Here is a 15,190-nt window from a genome sequence, read left to right as displayed (position 1 = left end):
ATGGCGGGCAAGGCAGCGAAAATCAGCGTCTACGCCTGGGAAGGCACGGACAGGAAAGGCAGCAAGATCACTGGCGAATTGAGTGGACAGAATCCCGCGCTGATCAAGGCGCAATTGCGCAAGCAAGGTATCAACCCCGGTAAGGTGCGCAAGAAATCAGCTGTCCTGTTGAGTTTCGGCAACCGCATCAAGGCCCGGGACATCGCCCTGTTCACCCGGCAAATGGCAACCATGATGAAGGCCGGCGTCCCTCTGCTGCAGTCGTTCGACATCATCGGCGAGGGCTTTGAAAACCCGGCCATGCGCAAACTGGTCGACGACGTGAAACAGGAAGTCGCTGCGGGCAACAGTTTCGCCAACGCCCTGCGCAAAAAGCCGCAATATTTTGACGAGTTGTATTGCAACCTGGTGGACGCCGGCGAGCAGTCCGGCGCCCTCGACACCTTGCTCGAACGCGTCGCGACCTATAAAGAAAAAAGCGAAAGCCTGAAAGCCAAGATCAAGAAGGCCATGACCTATCCGACCGCCGTGGTGTTGGTGGCTGGGGTCGTGACCGGGATCCTGCTGGTGAAGGTGGTGCCGCAATTTCAGTCGGTGTTCGCAGGCTTCGGCGCCGAACTGCCGGCCTTCACCCTGATGGTGATCAGCCTCTCGGAATTCATGCAGCAATGGTGGTGGGCGGTACTCGGCGCACTGGTGGCGGCGGTGTTCGGCACCCGCCATGCGCTGAAAAAATCCCAGGGTTTGCGTGACCGTCGAGACACCTGGCTGCTGAAGCTGCCCTTGGTCGGCACGATGATGTACAAATCCGCCGTTGCGCGTTTCGCCCGAACCCTGTCAACCACATTCGCTGCCGGTGTGCCGCTGGTGGAAGCCCTCGAATCGGTGGCAGGTGCCACCGGCAACGTGGTGTTCAAGCGTGCGGTGCTGCGGATCCGCCAGGATGTTTCTACCGGCATGCAGCTGAATTTTTCGATGCGCGCCACGGGCGTCTTTCCAAGCATGGCGGTGCAGATGACGGCGATCGGCGAAGAGTCCGGCGCACTGGACGACATGCTCGCCAAGGTCGCGGGGTTTTACGAGGACGAAGTGGACAACATGGTCGACAACCTCACCAGCCTCATGGAGCCGTTCATCATGGTAGTGCTCGGGGTAATCGTCGGCGGTCTGGTGGTGGCCATGTACTTGCCAATTTTTCAACTCGGCTCAGCGATCTGACATGCCTATCGACGAACTGTTTGCCCTGTATCCGCCGGCCTTTGTTTTCACTGCGCTGCTGCTCGGGCTGGTGGTCGGCAGCTTCCTCAATGTGCTGATCTGGCGCCTGCCGAAAATGCTCGAGCGTGATTGGCGCCAGCAGGCTCAGGATGTACTTGGCCTGCCCGGCGAAACGTCACGGCCGGCCTACAACCTCATGCTGCCTCACTCCGAGTGCCCGCATTGCGCTCATCGAATTCGCCCGTGGGAGAACATTCCGCTGCTCAGCTATCTGTGGCTGCGCGGACGCTGTTCTGCGTGCGCCGCGCCGATCAGCAAACGCTATCCGCTGACCGAACTGGCCTGCGGCCTGCTCTCGGCGTTCATCGCCTGGCATCTGGGTTTTGGCTGGCCGGCGTGCCTGTTGATCTTTCTGACCTGGGGCTTGCTGGCGATGAGTCTGATCGACACCGAGCACCAATTGCTGCCCGATGTGCTGGTACTTCCGCTGCTGTGGCTTGGGTTGATCGTCAACAGCTTCGGGCTGTTCGTGCCGTTGCACGACGCACTGTGGGGCGCGGTGGCCGGGTATATGGCGCTGTGGTCGGTGTTCTGGCTGTTCAAGCTGATCACCGGCAAGGACGGTATCGGTCACGGTGATTTCAAGCTGTTGGCGTTGCTCGGAGCGTGGGGGGGCTGGCAGATTCTGCCGCTGACAATTCTGCTGTCATCGCTGGTGGGCGCAATCATCGGCGTGATTTTGCTGCGTCTGCGTCAGCAGAAAACCTCGACGCCGATCCCCTTCGGCCCCTATCTGGCAATTGCCGGCTGGATTGCCTTGCTCTGGGGTGGTCAAATAACCGACTTCTATTGGCAGTTTGTCGGTTTGAAATGAATACCCCTGTGGAAAAACCCTGGATTCTCGGCCTGACCGGTGGCATCGGCAGCGGTAAAAGCGCCGCGGCGCAGCACTTCATCGACCTCGGCATCCGTGTGGTCGACGCCGATCACGCAGCGCGCTGGGTGGTTGAACCGGGGCGCCCGGCGCTGGCCAAGATCGCCGAGCACTTCGGGGCAGGCGTGCTGCAGGCTGACGGAACGCTGGATCGCGCCGCCCTGCGCAAGCTGATCTTCGAAGTCCCCGAAGAACGCCGCTGGCTCGAATCCCTGCTCCATCCGTTGATCGCCGAGGAAATCGCCCATCATCTAGCGCTGGCAAAATCGCCCTACGCGATTCTGGTTTCGCCGTTGTTGATCGAATCCGGGCAATACGCGATGACTCAGCGCATTCTGGTGATCGACGCCCCGCAACAACTGCAAATCGAACGCACCTTGCAGCGTGACCAGACCAGCGAACAGCAGGTCCAGGCGATCCTCAAGGCCCAGTCGAGCCGCGAAGACCGCGTGAGCCGTGCCGACGACGTGGTGGTCAACGACCGCGACCTCGCCTGGCTGCACAGCGAGGTCGAGCGTCTGCATGACTTTTACCTGACTTTAAGTGGAGGCCAATCATGAGCCAGATCCCAACCGTAGAATGCCCAACTTGCGGCGCGCCCGTTGAATTCACGCCTGAGAACACCTTTCGGCCGTTCTGTTCCGATCGCTGCAAACTGATCGACCTCGGCGCCTGGGCATCCGAAGAACACAAGATTCCGGTCGCCCCGGATGCCGAAGATGAACTGTTTTCCGGCGACTTCGACCCGCGTCACTGATCCCGCTCAGGGCCGCATGAAACCGTAGTCCTGATCGTCGTCGAGGTTCTGCGCCAAAAAGCGCAACTCGTCGGCCAGGTCTTCGGCGTTGCGCACGGTCTTGCTCTGTTGCACCACTGCGCTGAGCAAGGCGCGCAGGCTCAAACCCGGATCGAACCCCACCTCCTGCGCCATCTCCAGACTCTGCCGGGTCTCCTGTCTTGCCCACTCGTAAACACTCATGCTGCTGCTCCTGAAGGGATTTGCACGAGCATGAAATTTCCCGCGTGTGGCGGGTTTGATATGGATCAAGATTTGGGATCGTCGTCCTTCCACGGCGCCGAAAGGTAGCGGGTGCGGTTGAATGTCTCCAGCCATTCCGGGCAGAACACCACCAGCGCACTGATGACCATGCCGTTGATGAATGCTTCGGGGAAGATGATCAGCCACACGTAGCCAATGAAGTCCTCCAGCCACTCTGGCATGGCAAAGAGGCCGTCATACCAGAGCAACGTCAGACTGAACAGCAGGCACATCAACGCCGACAACGCAGCCGCCAGAAACCCGGAACAGAAGATGTAAACAAATGGATTACGCGGCTGCGCACGCTCGACGAGGATCGCCACGCACTCAGTGACCAGCACGGGCAGCAATATGAACAATGCGCCGTTGACCCCGAGTGCTGCGAGGTCCTGACGTCCGAGCAGCACCAGGCCGACTTGCGCCACTAGCCCGCCGACAACCGCCAGCGGCCAGTCCAACAGCAACGTCACCGCTGTCATGCCGATGAAGTGATAAGACACTCCCGTGTCAAAATCCCTGCGCACCAGCCACAACAGAAACAGCGCGAACACGGTGCCGAACAGCAAATGCTGACGGCGGCGATCGCTGAACAATTCGACCCAAGGTGCGCGAAAGATCGCCCAGAGCAGCACCGGCAAATAAATCAGCCAGCCCAGTACCAGGCTTCCAGTGGACAGCACCTCGGCGCCGATCATGGCCGCGCGTTCTCCAGTGCCTCGCGCAGTCCGGCGGCGTTGGCATATTCATGCTGTTCAAGCAATCGGCGATCCTTGAGTTGCAGCCATAACACCTGACCCTCTGCGCCGGGATAGCGTGACGCAACCCGACCCTCGCGATCGAGCATGACCCGATAGCTGTAGTCACGCATGGCGGGCACAGCGAACATCCTGGCAATCAGCGTCGGCATACGCTGGATGTCGGCAACGAATACCGCGTGACGCGCCTCCAGATAGCCCTTGGGCTGATCCTTCAGCGCTTCCTTGATCAGTTTGGCGCCCTCCATGTCCCGGGCCACCAGCAGCGTCGTGGTTGTGTTGTCGAGCGTGTATGCCTGATCGTTCTGATCCAGCAACGTCCAGGGGGCGAGTTGCTCGCCGGTCTCAAGCGCATGAGCCAACAGCGGAACAAGAGCGAACAACAGTAACCAGCGTGATTTCACGTTCAATCCCCTCGGTTTACGTTCAATGGACGATTTCCGTCAGTCTACACCGCCCATCCAGACTGCCCACTGACGCACTTTGCCACGCAAGGCTTTCTGCTTGTCGCATTTGAACGCTAAGCTTGGGCCTATGGATGACTCAGATTATTTACGCCTGCTGACCATCGCGGCCGAGCAAGCCAACGCGTTCCTGTCCAATGCCCGCAAATGGGAGCGTGAGCGTTGGGTCTGCCAGCGCCTGCTGCAAGGCCTGAACATTCCCTACCGCGCCGACGAGTTCGCCCCGGCCGGCGAACCACCGGACGTGCTGTTTCGTGATGCCAATTTCGAGGTGTTCTTCGTTCTGGATGAAGGCCGGCGACTCAACGATGAATGGCGCGACGAATTGCAGCGTCGGCGCAGTGCGTTCTCCCTCAGCCAACTGGTGCGCCGGGAGGCCAAGCCGCGACGAATTCCAGCCAATGAATTTCTGCTCAGACTGGCGCCGACCTTGCGCAAGAAAGCCCACAACTACAAGGAACGCGGCATGGATCTGGGCGAACTGGACATCATCGCTTTCGCCAGTCTCAAACGCGAGGTACTGGACCTCAACAGCCACTTTCCGCCCCCCACCGAATATTTGCGCCAAGGCTGGCGCTCGTTGTCCCTCGTCGGCCCGACATTCGCCCGCGTGCTGTTCGCGCACCCCGATGCTCCGGATTTTCTGCGCAGCAACCTGGGCCGTAGCATCGTTTTCGACGTAGGAATCAGCCTGTGACGCCACTTCAACAATTGATCGCCGACGTACCGCAAACCGGCCGTGTGCGCTGGATCGGCGTGCGACCGGAATCCCGTGGGCCGATGATCGAACTCGATGCCGTGGAAGCGCGACTGGAGGCCGGACTGACTGGCGATCACGCTCGCCCCGGCATCCGCAACGCGCGGCAGGTGACGTTGATCCAGTGGGAGCACCTGGCGGTGATCAGTGCCTTGATGGGCCGCCCGGCGGAGCAACCGGTCAAGCCTGAAGATCTTCGGCGCAATCTCGTTATCAGCGGGATCAACCTGTTCAGCCTCAAGGGTCGGCGTTTTCGCATGGGTCAGGCGATTTTCGAAACCACTGGCTGGTGCCAGCCCTGCGCGCGCCTGCAGACCAACCTCGGCCCGGGCACCTTTCAAGCGGTGCGCGGGCATGGCGGTATCACCGCACGAGTGTTACAAAGCGGAATCATTCGCCTCGACGATGGCGTGTCCGTCGAACCGGTTCCGGACAGCGGCTATGCTGCGTTCAACCCCGGTTGAAAACCGCTGTAGCTTCTGCACATTCAGCAACGTCTATCTGACGAGGCCATTATGACCAGCCGCCTGAACCCCGAAGACCAGAAACATGTCGAAGAGTACCTGCAACTGTCCCAACACCGAGTCGAGCGCCGGCCTTTCCGGCCGTGGATGCTCCTGGTGCTGGTATTGGCAGTGACCATTGGTCTGGGCCTGCTGAGCCGATTTATCAGTTACCTGACGCTATGAGCTGCATCGCGCTCGCTCGGGTAACCGCACCGATTTCCTTTAAAAACCTTGCGAGTTATCCCCATGTCCCATCGTATTGTTATTGTCGGCGGCGGCGCCGGCGGTCTGGAGTTGGCTACCCGTCTGGGTAAGACGCTGGGCAAGCGCGGCACGGCCAGTGTGATGCTGGTCGACGCGAACCTGACGCACATCTGGAAACCGCTGTTGCACGAAGTGGCCGCCGGATCGCTGAACTCTTCCGAAGACGAACTCAACTATGTCGCCCAAGCCAAATGGAACCACTTCGAGTTCCAGTTGGGCCGCATGAGCGGGCTTGATCGCACACAGAAGAAAATCCAGCTGGCCGCGACCTACGACGAAAACGGCATCGAACTCGTACCGGCGCGCGAAGTGCAGTACGACTCGCTGGTGATCAGCGTCGGCAGCACCACCAACGATTTCGGCACTGAGGGCGCAGCGCAGCACTGCCTGTTCCTCGACACCCGCAAACAAGCCGAGCGTTTCCACCAGCAACTGCTCAACCACTATTTGCGTGCGCATGCCGGGCAAACCGATGTGGTCGAGCAGATCAGCGTGGCGATCGTCGGCGCTGGCGCCACGGGCGTCGAACTGGCGGCAGAACTGCACAACGCCGCCCATGAACTGGCAGCCTACGGGCTGGACCGGATCAAACCGGAAAACATGCACATCACCCTGATCGAGGCTGGGCCACGGGTGTTGCCGGCCCTGCCGGAACGCATCAGCGGGCCAGTGCACAAGACCCTGGAGAAACTCGGGGTCAATGTGATGACCAACGCCGCAGTCAGCGAAGTGACGGCGGACAGCCTGATCACCGCCGACGGCAACGTGATCAACGCCAGCCTGAAAGTCTGGGCAGCCGGCATTCGTGCACCGGGCTTCCTCAAGGACATCGACGGCCTGGAAACCAATCGCATCAATCAACTGCAGGTGCTGCCAACCCTGCAGACCACCCGCGACGAGAACATCTTCGCCTTCGGTGACTGCGCCGCGTGCCCGCAACCGGGCTCCGACCGCAACGTACCGCCACGCGCGCAAGCCGCGCACCAACAAGCGTCGCTGCTGGCCAAATCGCTGAAACTGCGCATCGAAGGCAAGACCCTGCCGGAGTACAAATACACCGACTACGGCTCGCTGATCTCGCTGTCGCGTTTTTCGGCTGTGGGTAACTTGATGGGCAATCTGACCGGCAGCGTGATGCTCGAAGGCTGGCTGGCGCGGATGTTTTACGTGTCGCTGTATCGCATGCACCAGATGGCGCTGTACGGGCCGTTTCGCACGGCGATGCTGATGCTGGGCAGCAAGATTGGCCGCGGGACCGAGCCTCGCCTGAAACTGCATTGATGTAAAAACCTGTGGGAGCGGGCATGCTCGCGAAGGCAGTGGATCAGTCGGCCAATGTGCTGGCTAATAGACCGCTTTCGCGAGCAAGCCCGCTCCCACGGGGTTTGTGTTGAGCGAAAGATGAGGTGCCTGACTGAGCTCACCACCGTTCTTTGCGCCGGCCGACTTACAACTGGAATCGCCGCACCATGCCCTGCAAGGCATTGGCCAGTTGCGACAACTCAAGACTGGCAGCGCTGGTCTGGTCGGCTCCGGCAGCGGAACGTACAGAAAGGTCGCGAATATTCACCAGGTTGCGATCCACCTCCCGCGCCACCTGAGCCTGTTCTTCGGCGGCACTGGCAATCACCAGGTTGCGCTCATGGATCTCATGCACCGAAGACGTGATGGTTTGTAGCGCCTCACCCGCACGCTCTGCCAATGTCAGCGTGGTCGTGGCTCTCGCGGCACTGGCCTGCATCGAATCGAGCGCCAGGCTCGAACCGTTGCGCATGCCTTGCACCATCTGCTCGATCTCTTGGGTCGATTGCTGCGTACGATAAGCCAGCGCTCGCACCTCATCGGCGACGACAGCAAAACCTCTACCGCTCTCGCCTGCCCGTGCCGCCTCAATGGCCGCATTGAGCGCCAGCAGGTTGGTCTGCTCGGCAATCGCCCGGATCACGTCCAGCACTTTGCCAATGTCCTGCGATTGGTTGGCCAACGACTGCACCAGATCCCCCGTGTGTTGCACATCGCCGACCAGCGCATTGATGGCACTGGCAGTTTCACTGACCCGCTCTTGCCCCAGATGCGCCGATTCACTGGATTGCCGGGTGGCGTCAGACGTCGACACCGCGTTGCGTGCAACCTCTTCCACGGCCGTGGTCATCTCATTCACAGCCGTCGCTGCCTGCTCAATTTCGTTGTTTTGCTGTTGCAGGCCTTGTGTGCTGTCGAGCGTCACCGCACTGAGCTCGTCGGCAGCGGTCGCTAACTGCGTGGCCGAACCGCTGATCCCTTGCAGGGTTTCGCGCAGGTTCTGCTGCATGGTCGCCAACGCTTTGAGCAAGCGGCTGACTTCGTCGTTGCCGTGGGTTTCGATGGGGCGGGTCAGGTCCCCTTGCGCCACACTCTCCGCGGCGCTGACGGCGCTACTTAGCGGGCGCACGATGCTGCGGGTGAGCAACATCGCCAACGCAACGGTCGCCAGTGCCGCCAGAGCGATGAACACGCTAACGATCATTCGCGACGCTTCATAGTGCGCTGCAGAGTTCTGGCTTTCGACGGCAACTTGTTTGGCGAACAGATCCGCTAGGTCATTGAGTTGTTTGCCGGAGCCGTCGACCACGGTTTTCATATCGACCAGCAGCAGCTTGGTCAACTCGTCCCGCTTGCCCTGTTCTGCAAAGGTGAAGGATTGTGCAATGCCGTTACGGTAAGCCGCGAAGGTCTTTTTGAACTGCTCATAAATCTGCTGGCCTTCAGGGGTGGTGACCAGTTTGTCGTAGGCGGCGATTTTCTCGCTCAACTCTTTGTCACGGATGTCCATCTGGCCGCGGTAAGTGGCGATGTTCTTCGGATCCTGATCCAGCGCCATGCGCAAAGAAATGGTGCGAATACGCAACATCAGCTCGCGAATTTCGTCCCCGCCACGAATGCTCGGCAACCACTGATTTTCTACCGCAACCTCACTGTCGCGAATACTCGACATCTGTCCGAGCGCAAACACCCCAAGCAATGCCACCAGTACCGCGATCAGGGCAAAGCCCAATGCTGCTCGAGGAGCAATATTCAACTGACGAAGCAACATGACGAGCGCCCTTATTCTTGTAGTGGTCAGAATCAAGGGGCAAAGCAATGGCAGCCCCTCTTGTTAGCGAGCTATCGGCAAGTTGTACGATGACTTGAAGGGATTTGTCTTTCGTGAAGGCAAAAAAAATCCCCGTATCTTTCGATACGAGGATTTTTAATATGGTCGGGGTAAGGGGATTCGAACTCCTGACATCCTGCTCCCAAAGCAGGCGCGCTACCGGACTGCGCTATACCCCGGTTTGAAATTGGCTCCGTGACCAGGACTCGAACCTGGGACCCAATGATTAACAGTCATTTGCTCTACCGACTGAGCTATCACGGAACTACATATTTCAATTTACAACGGTGAAACTTACAGCTCTTAGACCCTTGTTCGCATCGCTGCGTTCGTGTGTCTGAGGCGCGCTATTCTACAACCTAGATCACCTCTGTCAACCCCCTAAATCGCTTTCAAGTTAATGATTTGCAACTTATTTCAGATTTCTGCTCAGTGAGCTGAAACCTTGTGGGTGACTGACTGCGGGGCGCACTTTACAAGCCTTTTCCTTTGAGTTCAACAGCCTGGCGAAAAAAAGGCCTCGCAAAGCGAGGCCTTCCTTATTTCATTGACGCTGCGGCTCAGTTGAAAACGATTTCGTCGTCCGCAACGGTACCGGTTGCCGTGTCCCCCGGCATGAAATGCCCCGAGAGGATCAATTGTGCCAGCGGGTTTTCGATCCAGCGCTGGATCGCCCGTTTCAAAGGTCGCGCGCCGTAGACCGGGTCGTAACCGACGGCAATCAGCTTATCCATCGCTTGCGGACTCAGCTCCAGCTTCAATTCGCGCTCGGCCAGACGACTGCGCAGACGGCCCAACTGAATCTCGGTAATGCCCGCGATCTGATCCCGCGCCAAAGGCTCGAAGATCACCACTTCGTCAACCCGGTTGATGAACTCCGGACGGAAGTGACTGGTCAGCGCATCCATCACCGCCGCACGTTGCGCCTCACGATCACCGACCAGTTCCTGGATCTGCACTGAGCCCAGGTTCGACGTCATGACGATCACGGTATTACGGAAGTCCACCGTACGACCGTGGCTGTCGGTCAGGCGACCATCCTCAAGCACTTGCAGGAGGATGTTGAACACATCCGGGTGCGCTTTCTCGACTTCGTCCAACAGGATCACCGAGTAAGGCTTGCGCCGTACCGCTTCGGTCAGATAACCGCCCTCTTCGTAACCGACGTATCCCGGTGGTGCACCGATCAATCGTGCCACGGAATGTTTCTCCATGAACTCGGACATGTCGATCCGCACCATCGCCTCTTCGGTATCAAAGAGGAATTCAGCCAGCGCCTTGCACAGCTCGGTTTTACCGACACCGGTCGGGCCGAGGAACATGAACGAGCCACTCGGGCGATTCGGATCCGACAACCCGGCGCGGGAACGCCGAACGGCATTGGCCACCGCCACGACCGCTTCGTCCTGGCCGATCACACGCTGGTGCAACAGGCTTTCCATCTTCATCAGCTTGTCGCGCTCGCCTTCGAGCATTTTCGACACGGGAATGCCGGTCCACTTCGACACGACTTCAGCGATTTCTTCCTCAGTCACCTTGCTGCGCAGCAACTGGTTTTCGCTCTTGCCGTGCTGATCGACCATTTGCAGGCTGCGCTCCAGATCCGGGATCACCCCGTACTGCAACTCGGCCATGCGGTTCAGGTCGCCTTTACGGCGCGCCGCTTCCAACTCCTGACGGGACTGTTCGATCTTCTGCTGAATCTGTGCAGAACCCTGTACCTCGGCTTTTTCCGAGTTCCAGATTTCTTCCAGATCCGAATACTCACGCTCGAGACGGACAATTTCCTCCTGAAGTTTTTCCAGGCGTTTCATCGCGGCTTCGTCGCTTTCTTTCTTCAGTGCCTGCGATTCCACCTTCAACTGAATCAGGCGGCGCTCCAGACGATCCAGCACTTCCGGCTTGGAATCGATCTCCATACGGATGCGGCTGGCGGCCTCGTCGATCAGGTCGATGGCCTTGTCCGGCAGTTGCCGATCAGTAATGTAGCGATGGCTCAGCTTGGCCGCTGCGATGATTGCACCGTCAGTGATCGCGACCTTGTGGTGAACCTCGTAACGCTCCTTGAGGCCACGCAGGATCGCGATGGTGTCTTCTTCACTTGGCTCATCCACCAGCACTTTCTGGAAGCGCCGCTCGAGGGCTGCGTCCTTCTCTATATATTGGCGGTACTCGTTGAGCGTGGTCGCGCCGACGCAGTGCAACTCGCCGCGAGCCAGCGCTGGCTTGAGCATGTTGCCAGCATCCATTGAGCCTTCGCCTTTACCGGCGCCGACCATGGTGTGCAGTTCGTCGATGAACAGAATGATCTGCCCTTCCTGCTTCGACAGCTCGTTAAGCAGCGATTTCAGGCGCTCTTCGAACTCACCGCGGTACTTGGCACCGGCAATCAATGCGCCCATATCCAGCGAGAGCAGACGCTTGCCCTTGAGGCCGTCCGGCACTTCGCCGTTGATGATGCGCTGGGCCAGGCCCTCGGCAATCGCGGTTTTACCCACACCGGGTTCACCGATCAGCACCGGGTTGTTCTTGGTACGGCGTTGCAGAACCTGAATGGTGCGACGAATTTCATCGTCACGACCGATCACCGGATCGAGCTTGCCTTCTTCGGCACGTTTGGTCAGGTCGACAGTGTATTTATCCAGCGCTTGACGCGACTCTTCATGGTTGGCGTCGTTGACCGCGTCGCCACCGCGCAGGTTGTTGATCGCGTTCTCCAGCGCTTTCTTGCTCACGCCTTGGCCAAGCAACAACTTGCCGAGTTTGCTGTTCTCATCCATCGAGGCGAGCAGCACCAGCTCGCTGGAGATGAACTGGTCGCCCTTCTGCTGAGCCAGACGGTCAGCCTGGTTGAGCAGACGCGCCAGGTCCTGCGACATGTTGACGTCGCCGGTGGGGTTCTGGATTTTCGGTAATTGGTCGAGCTCTTTGGTCAGCTCTTTACGCAAGCTATTGATGTCAAAGCCCACCTGCATCAGCAGAGGTTTGATCGAACCGCCCTGCTGCTCAAGCATGGCTTGCATCAAATGCGCCGGTTCAATAGCCGGATGATCATGGCCGACAGCCAACGATTGGGCGTCGGACAAGGCCAACTGTAATTTGCTGGTTAAACGGTCTATACGCATGGGTCACCTTCCTTTTGAGCAGGCCGGACCTGAAAACCATCCTGAATGAAGAAACCTGCCAGATACCACTGTAGATGCGGTCGATTCTGCGAGATTCAAGCGGCGGAGAGTTGATGCAGGTCAGGCAAGTCTAGCGGGTGAGCCAAACCAGGGAGGCAAAGCGACCCGTGCGCGACGCACGGCGGTAAGAAAAGAAACGCGGATCGGTCACGGTGCAGAAATCGCCGCCGTAAACCGCAGTGACACCACGAACTGCAAGACGCAGGCGGGCCAGCTTATAGATGTCAGCCATGAACTTGCCCGCATTGTGGCTCGGGACAAAGGCTGTCGCCGCTTCGGGCAGTTGATCGATAAAGACCTCCCGCACTTCCGGGCCAACTTCAAACGCTTGCGGGCCGATGGCCGGACCGAGCCAGACCAGCACCTCTTGTGCCGGGACATCGAGCGTATCCAGCGTGGCTTCGAGCACACCGGCCGCCAGACCACGCCAACCGGCATGGGCCGCTGCAACGCGGGTGCCGGCGCGATCACAGAAAAGCGCCGGCAAACAATCGGCCGTCATTGCCGTGCAGGCAATACCGGGGGTTGCCGACCAACTGGCATCAGCCGTTGCAACCACGCCCGGATCAGCATGCGCCACGCAAATGCCGTGAACTTGCTGCAACCAGGCAGGCTTTATAGAGAAGCGATCAGTCAGACGCCGACGATTTTCGGCAACAGCCTCCGGGCGATCATCAACATGATCGCCCAGATTGAGGCTGTCGAACGGTGCCTCGCTGACACCACCCTCGCGGGTAGTGACACAGGCCCTGACGCTGGCCGGCGCAGGCCAGTCCGGCGTCAGCCAGTTCATCCGACGAAAGCCTCGCGATCCTGCTTGAGCAGGGTCAGCAACCAGACGAAGTCTTCCGGCAGCGGCGATTCCCAGCTCATGCGCTCACCGCTCGTCGGATGATCCAGTTCAAGGAAGCGCGCATGCAGGGCCTGACGCGGGAAGTGCTTGAGCGACTCGACCATGGTCGGGTTTGCGGCTGGCGGAATGCGGAAACGACCGCCGTACGCCGGGTCGCCGACCAACGGGAAGTTGATGTGCGACATGTGCACGCGGATCTGGTGGGTACGGCCGGTTTCCAGTTTCACCCGAACGTGGGTGTGGGAACGGAAACGCTCCAGCACGCGGTAGTGGCTGACGGCAGGCTTGCCGCCTTCCATCACCGCCATGCGCTGGCGCTGCTGGCCGTGACGGCCGATCGGGGCGTTGATCTTGCCACCGGCGGTCACCACGCCAATCACGATGCACTCGTAGATCCGGCTAACGCTGCGGCTCTGCAATTGTGCAACAAGCTTTGTCTGCGCCTGAATGGTCTTGGCCACCACCATCAAACCGGTGGTGTCCTTGTCCAGACGATGCACGATACCGGCGCGCGGGACATTGATGATGTCCGGCACGTGGTGCAGCAAAGCGTTGAGCAAAGTGCCGTCGGCGTGACCGGCAGCCGGGTGCACCACCAGGCCCGCAGGCTTGTTGATCACCAGAATGTCGTCGTCTTCATAGACGATGTCGAGTTCGATGTCCTGGGCGATCCACTCGCCCTGGGCTTCCTGCTCGGCAGTCAGCTCAAGGATGGCACCGCCATGCACGATGTCGCGAGGGCGGATGACCGCCCCGTCCACAGTCAGGCGACCTTCTTTGATCCAGGCGGATAGGCGCGAGCGTGAGTGCTCAGCGAAGAGTTGGGCGGCGACTTGATCGAGGCGTTGGCCGCCCAAATCGGACGGCACCTCTGCGCGAAGTTCAATTTTATCGGACATGCTCTGACTGGGCGTCGGCACAGCCTTTGGTTTCGGCTGCGCGCTTGTGGTTAAATACGGCGTCTTTTGCCCCGAGGCTTTTCAACGGGGCGCTCATCATAACAGGACGGCCCCGCCCAAGACAGCGGCCGTCATAGGGACGCAAGCCGCCATGCAAGTGAAACACCTGCTGCTGATCGCCATCCTCGCATTGACCGCTGCTTGCTCATCGAAGGAAGTCGTAGACGAAAACCTCAGCGAAGCCGAGCTGTATCAGCAGGCTCAGACTGACCTGGACAACAACAGCTACACCAGCGCCACAGCCAAGCTGAAGGCTCTGGAGTCGCGGTATCCGTTCGGTCGCTACGCCGATCAGGCACAGCTGGAGCTGATCTACGCCAACTATAAAAACGCCGAGCCGGAAGCTGCAAAGTCCGCTGCCGAGCGTTTCATTCGTTTGCATCCGCAGCACCCGAACGTGGATTACGCCTACTACCTGAAAGGTCTGACGTCTTTCGACCAGGACGTCGGCCTGCTGGCGCGCTTCCTGCCGCTGGACATGACCAAGCGTGACCCGGGCGCTGCCCGCGACTCCTACAACGAGTTCGCCCAGCTCACCAGCCGCTACCCGAACAGCCGCTACGCGCCGGACGCCAAGCAGCGCATGATTTACCTGCGCAACCTGCTGGCGGCCTACGAAATCCACGTCGCCGACTACTACCTGACCCGTCAGGCCTACGTTGCTGCGGCCAACCGTGGCCGTTATGTCGTGGAGAACTTCCAAGAAACCCCATCGGTCGGTGACGGCCTGGCGGTGATGACCGAAGCCTATCAGCGTCTGCACCTGGACGAACTGGCGGCCACCAGCCTGGAAACCCTGAAGCTCAACTACCCGAACCACCCGAGCCTGCAAGACGGTCAGTTCGTGCCATCGGTCGCCGAAGCCGACAACCGTTCGTTCCTGAGCAAGGCGACCCTCGGTCTGATCGAGTCGCGTCCACCGCTGCCGCCAGGCGAGACCCGCGCCAACCAGGACGTACAGAAGCAGTTCCAGGACGCCAAAGACGCGATCCCGAACGAGCTCAAGCCTAAAGACGAAAACGGCGACGTGATTGAAGAGCCGGAACCTGAGTCGAGCAACAGCGACCGTTCGTGGTTCAGCTACATGACTTTCGGCGTGTTCGACTGATCACACCGGATGGAC

16 protein-coding genes, 2 tRNA genes and 1 pseudogene are annotated in these 15,190 nt (G+C 59.6%); 9 read left to right on the top strand and 10 right to left on the bottom strand.

The features are described 5' to 3' along the window. Genes ACIOWA_RS10945 through yacG form a run of 4 tightly spaced genes read left to right on the top strand, consistent with a single transcriptional unit; the run spans position 1 to position 2,909 of the window. Positions 1-1,218 (top strand): type II secretion system F family protein, encoded by a 1,218-nt coding sequence (locus ACIOWA_RS10945; protein WP_339432786.1) that lies wholly within the window; start codon positions 1-3, stop codon positions 1,216-1,218. A 1-nt stretch (position 1,219) separates the two neighbouring features. Beyond that, positions 1,220-2,092 carry an A24 family peptidase gene (locus tag ACIOWA_RS10940; RefSeq protein ID WP_339466283.1) on the top strand — a complete coding sequence of 291 codons (873 nt, stop codon included), beginning with the start codon at positions 1,220-1,222 and terminating at the stop codon, positions 2,090-2,092. After that, entirely contained in the window at positions 2,089-2,712 is a 624-nt protein-coding gene (coaE, locus tag ACIOWA_RS10935; RefSeq protein WP_401159747.1) for a dephospho-CoA kinase, read from the top strand. The genes ACIOWA_RS10940 and coaE overlap by 4 nt, the downstream gene beginning before the upstream one ends. Continuing rightward, positions 2,709-2,909 (top strand): DNA gyrase inhibitor YacG, encoded by a 201-nt coding sequence (yacG, locus tag ACIOWA_RS10930; RefSeq protein WP_221733559.1) that lies wholly within the window; start codon positions 2,709-2,711, stop codon positions 2,907-2,909. The genes coaE and yacG overlap by 4 nt, the downstream gene beginning before the upstream one ends. 6 nt (positions 2,910-2,915) lie before the next feature. Here yacG and ACIOWA_RS10925 read toward each other — a convergent pair whose 3' ends face one another. The 3 genes from ACIOWA_RS10925 to ACIOWA_RS10915 form a co-directional block, all read right to left on the bottom strand. After that, a complete protein-coding gene (locus ACIOWA_RS10925; RefSeq protein WP_339432783.1) occupies positions 2,916-3,131 on the bottom strand; it encodes a hypothetical protein in 216 nt (71 codons plus the stop codon). A 65-nt stretch (positions 3,132-3,196) separates the two neighbouring features. Further along, on the bottom strand, positions 3,197-3,886 hold the full coding sequence (locus ACIOWA_RS10920) for an energy-coupling factor ABC transporter permease (protein ID WP_401159745.1): 690 nt from the start codon (positions 3,884-3,886) through the stop codon (positions 3,197-3,199). Then, a complete protein-coding gene (locus ACIOWA_RS10915) occupies positions 3,883-4,350 on the bottom strand; it encodes an FAD/FMN-containing dehydrogenase (protein WP_339432781.1) in 468 nt (155 codons plus the stop codon). Before ACIOWA_RS10915 ends, ACIOWA_RS10920 begins: the two co-directional genes overlap by 4 nt. A gap of 130 nt (positions 4,351-4,480) precedes the next feature. Here ACIOWA_RS10915 and ACIOWA_RS10910 point away from each other — a divergent pair, with 130 nt between their 5' ends. The 4 genes from ACIOWA_RS10910 to ACIOWA_RS10895 all read left to right on the top strand — a co-directional run bounded on the left by ACIOWA_RS10910 (position 4,481) and on the right by ACIOWA_RS10895 (position 7,218). Next, a complete protein-coding gene (locus ACIOWA_RS10910) occupies positions 4,481-5,107 on the top strand; it encodes a DUF1780 domain-containing protein (RefSeq protein ID WP_003228301.1) in 627 nt (208 codons plus the stop codon). Further along, a complete protein-coding gene (locus tag ACIOWA_RS10905; RefSeq protein ID WP_339466279.1) occupies positions 5,104-5,631 on the top strand; it encodes an MOSC domain-containing protein in 528 nt (175 codons plus the stop codon). The genes ACIOWA_RS10910 and ACIOWA_RS10905 overlap by 4 nt, the downstream gene beginning before the upstream one ends. 51 nt (positions 5,632-5,682) lie before the next feature. Continuing rightward, on the top strand, positions 5,683-5,856 hold the full coding sequence (locus ACIOWA_RS10900; RefSeq protein ID WP_007909875.1) for a DUF3094 domain-containing protein: 174 nt from the start codon (positions 5,683-5,685) through the stop codon (positions 5,854-5,856). Positions 5,857-5,919: 63 nt separating this feature from the next. Continuing rightward, positions 5,920-7,218, top strand: a complete 1,299-nt coding sequence (locus ACIOWA_RS10895) for an NAD(P)/FAD-dependent oxidoreductase (protein WP_221733554.1) — start codon at positions 5,920-5,922, stop codon at positions 7,216-7,218. Between the two features lie 166 nt (positions 7,219-7,384). Here ACIOWA_RS10895 and ACIOWA_RS10890 read toward each other — a convergent pair whose 3' ends face one another. The 7 genes and pseudogenes from ACIOWA_RS10890 to rluD all read right to left on the bottom strand — a co-directional run bounded on the left by ACIOWA_RS10890 (position 7,385) and on the right by rluD (position 14,007). Further along, on the bottom strand, positions 7,385-8,248 hold the full coding sequence (locus ACIOWA_RS10890) for a methyl-accepting chemotaxis protein (protein ID WP_401159776.1): 864 nt from the start codon (positions 8,246-8,248) through the stop codon (positions 7,385-7,387). Further along, a pseudogene (locus ACIOWA_RS10885) lies at positions 8,240-9,010 on the bottom strand (MCP four helix bundle domain-containing protein); the annotation flags it as partial. The pseudogene ACIOWA_RS10885 and the gene ACIOWA_RS10890, both read right to left, overlap by 9 nt. A 162-nt stretch (positions 9,011-9,172) precedes the next feature. Next, a tRNA-Pro gene (locus ACIOWA_RS10880) sits at positions 9,173-9,249 on the bottom strand. Positions 9,250-9,258: 9 nt separating this feature from the next. Continuing rightward, positions 9,259-9,334, bottom strand: a tRNA-Asn gene (locus ACIOWA_RS10875). A gap of 296 nt (positions 9,335-9,630) precedes the next feature. Continuing rightward, the gene (gene clpB / locus ACIOWA_RS10870; RefSeq protein ID WP_339432778.1) at positions 9,631-12,195 is read right to left on the bottom strand and encodes an ATP-dependent chaperone ClpB; all 2,565 of its coding nucleotides are present in this window, start codon (positions 12,193-12,195) and stop codon (positions 9,631-9,633) included. 130 nt (positions 12,196-12,325) lie between these two features. Beyond that, positions 12,326-13,048 (bottom strand): peptidoglycan editing factor PgeF, encoded by a 723-nt coding sequence (gene pgeF, locus ACIOWA_RS10865; RefSeq protein ID WP_401159742.1) that lies wholly within the window; start codon positions 13,046-13,048, stop codon positions 12,326-12,328. After that, positions 13,045-14,007 carry a 23S rRNA pseudouridine(1911/1915/1917) synthase RluD gene (gene rluD / locus ACIOWA_RS10860; protein ID WP_003228314.1) on the bottom strand — a complete coding sequence of 321 codons (963 nt, stop codon included), beginning with the start codon at positions 14,005-14,007 and terminating at the stop codon, positions 13,045-13,047. The genes pgeF and rluD overlap by 4 nt, the downstream gene beginning before the upstream one ends. Positions 14,008-14,158: 151 nt before the next feature. Between rluD and ACIOWA_RS10855 the strand changes: the two genes are divergently transcribed. Beyond that, the gene (locus ACIOWA_RS10855; RefSeq protein ID WP_339432776.1) at positions 14,159-15,175 is read left to right on the top strand and encodes an outer membrane protein assembly factor BamD; all 1,017 of its coding nucleotides are present in this window, start codon (positions 14,159-14,161) and stop codon (positions 15,173-15,175) included. The last annotated feature ends 15 nt before the right edge of the window (positions 15,176-15,190 follow it).

Source organism: Pseudomonas sp. NPDC087614 (assembly GCF_044743485.1).
GTDB lineage: Bacteria > Pseudomonadota > Gammaproteobacteria > Pseudomonadales > Pseudomonadaceae > Aquipseudomonas > Aquipseudomonas baetica_A.
This window is presented reverse-complemented; position numbering and strand designations above follow the sequence as displayed.

Bases quoted from the DNA above. Each gene is read 5' to 3' on its own strand.
- rluD (WP_003228314.1), bottom strand. From the start codon at position 14,007: ATGTCCGATAAAATTGAACTTCGCGCAGAGGTGCCGTCCGATTTGGGC.
- ACIOWA_RS10895 (WP_221733554.1), top strand. From the start codon at position 5,920: ATGTCCCATCGTATTGTTATTGTCGGCGGCGGCGCCGGCGGTCTGGAG.
- ACIOWA_RS10920 (WP_401159745.1), bottom strand. From the start codon at position 3,886: ATGATCGGCGCCGAGGTGCTGTCCACTGGAAGCCTGGTACTGGGCTGG.
- ACIOWA_RS10910 (WP_003228301.1), top strand. From the start codon at position 4,481: ATGGATGACTCAGATTATTTACGCCTGCTGACCATCGCGGCCGAGCAA.
- coaE (WP_401159747.1), top strand. From the start codon at position 2,089: ATGAATACCCCTGTGGAAAAACCCTGGATTCTCGGCCTGACCGGTGGC.
- ACIOWA_RS10940 (WP_339466283.1), top strand. From the start codon at position 1,220: ATGCCTATCGACGAACTGTTTGCCCTGTATCCGCCGGCCTTTGTTTTC.
- pgeF (WP_401159742.1), bottom strand. From the start codon at position 13,048: ATGAACTGGCTGACGCCGGACTGGCCTGCGCCGGCCAGCGTCAGGGCC.
- yacG (WP_221733559.1), top strand. From the start codon at position 2,709: ATGAGCCAGATCCCAACCGTAGAATGCCCAACTTGCGGCGCGCCCGTT.
- ACIOWA_RS10890 (WP_401159776.1), bottom strand. From the start codon at position 8,248: ATGCAGCAGAACCTGCGCGAAACCCTGCAAGGGATCAGCGGTTCGGCC.
- ACIOWA_RS10855 (WP_339432776.1), top strand. From the start codon at position 14,159: ATGCAAGTGAAACACCTGCTGCTGATCGCCATCCTCGCATTGACCGCT.
- ACIOWA_RS10945 (WP_339432786.1), top strand. From the start codon at position 1: ATGGCGGGCAAGGCAGCGAAAATCAGCGTCTACGCCTGGGAAGGCACG.
- clpB (WP_339432778.1), bottom strand. From the start codon at position 12,195: ATGCGTATAGACCGTTTAACCAGCAAATTACAGTTGGCCTTGTCCGAC.
- ACIOWA_RS10900 (WP_007909875.1), top strand. From the start codon at position 5,683: ATGACCAGCCGCCTGAACCCCGAAGACCAGAAACATGTCGAAGAGTAC.
- ACIOWA_RS10925 (WP_339432783.1), bottom strand. From the start codon at position 3,131: ATGAGTGTTTACGAGTGGGCAAGACAGGAGACCCGGCAGAGTCTGGAG.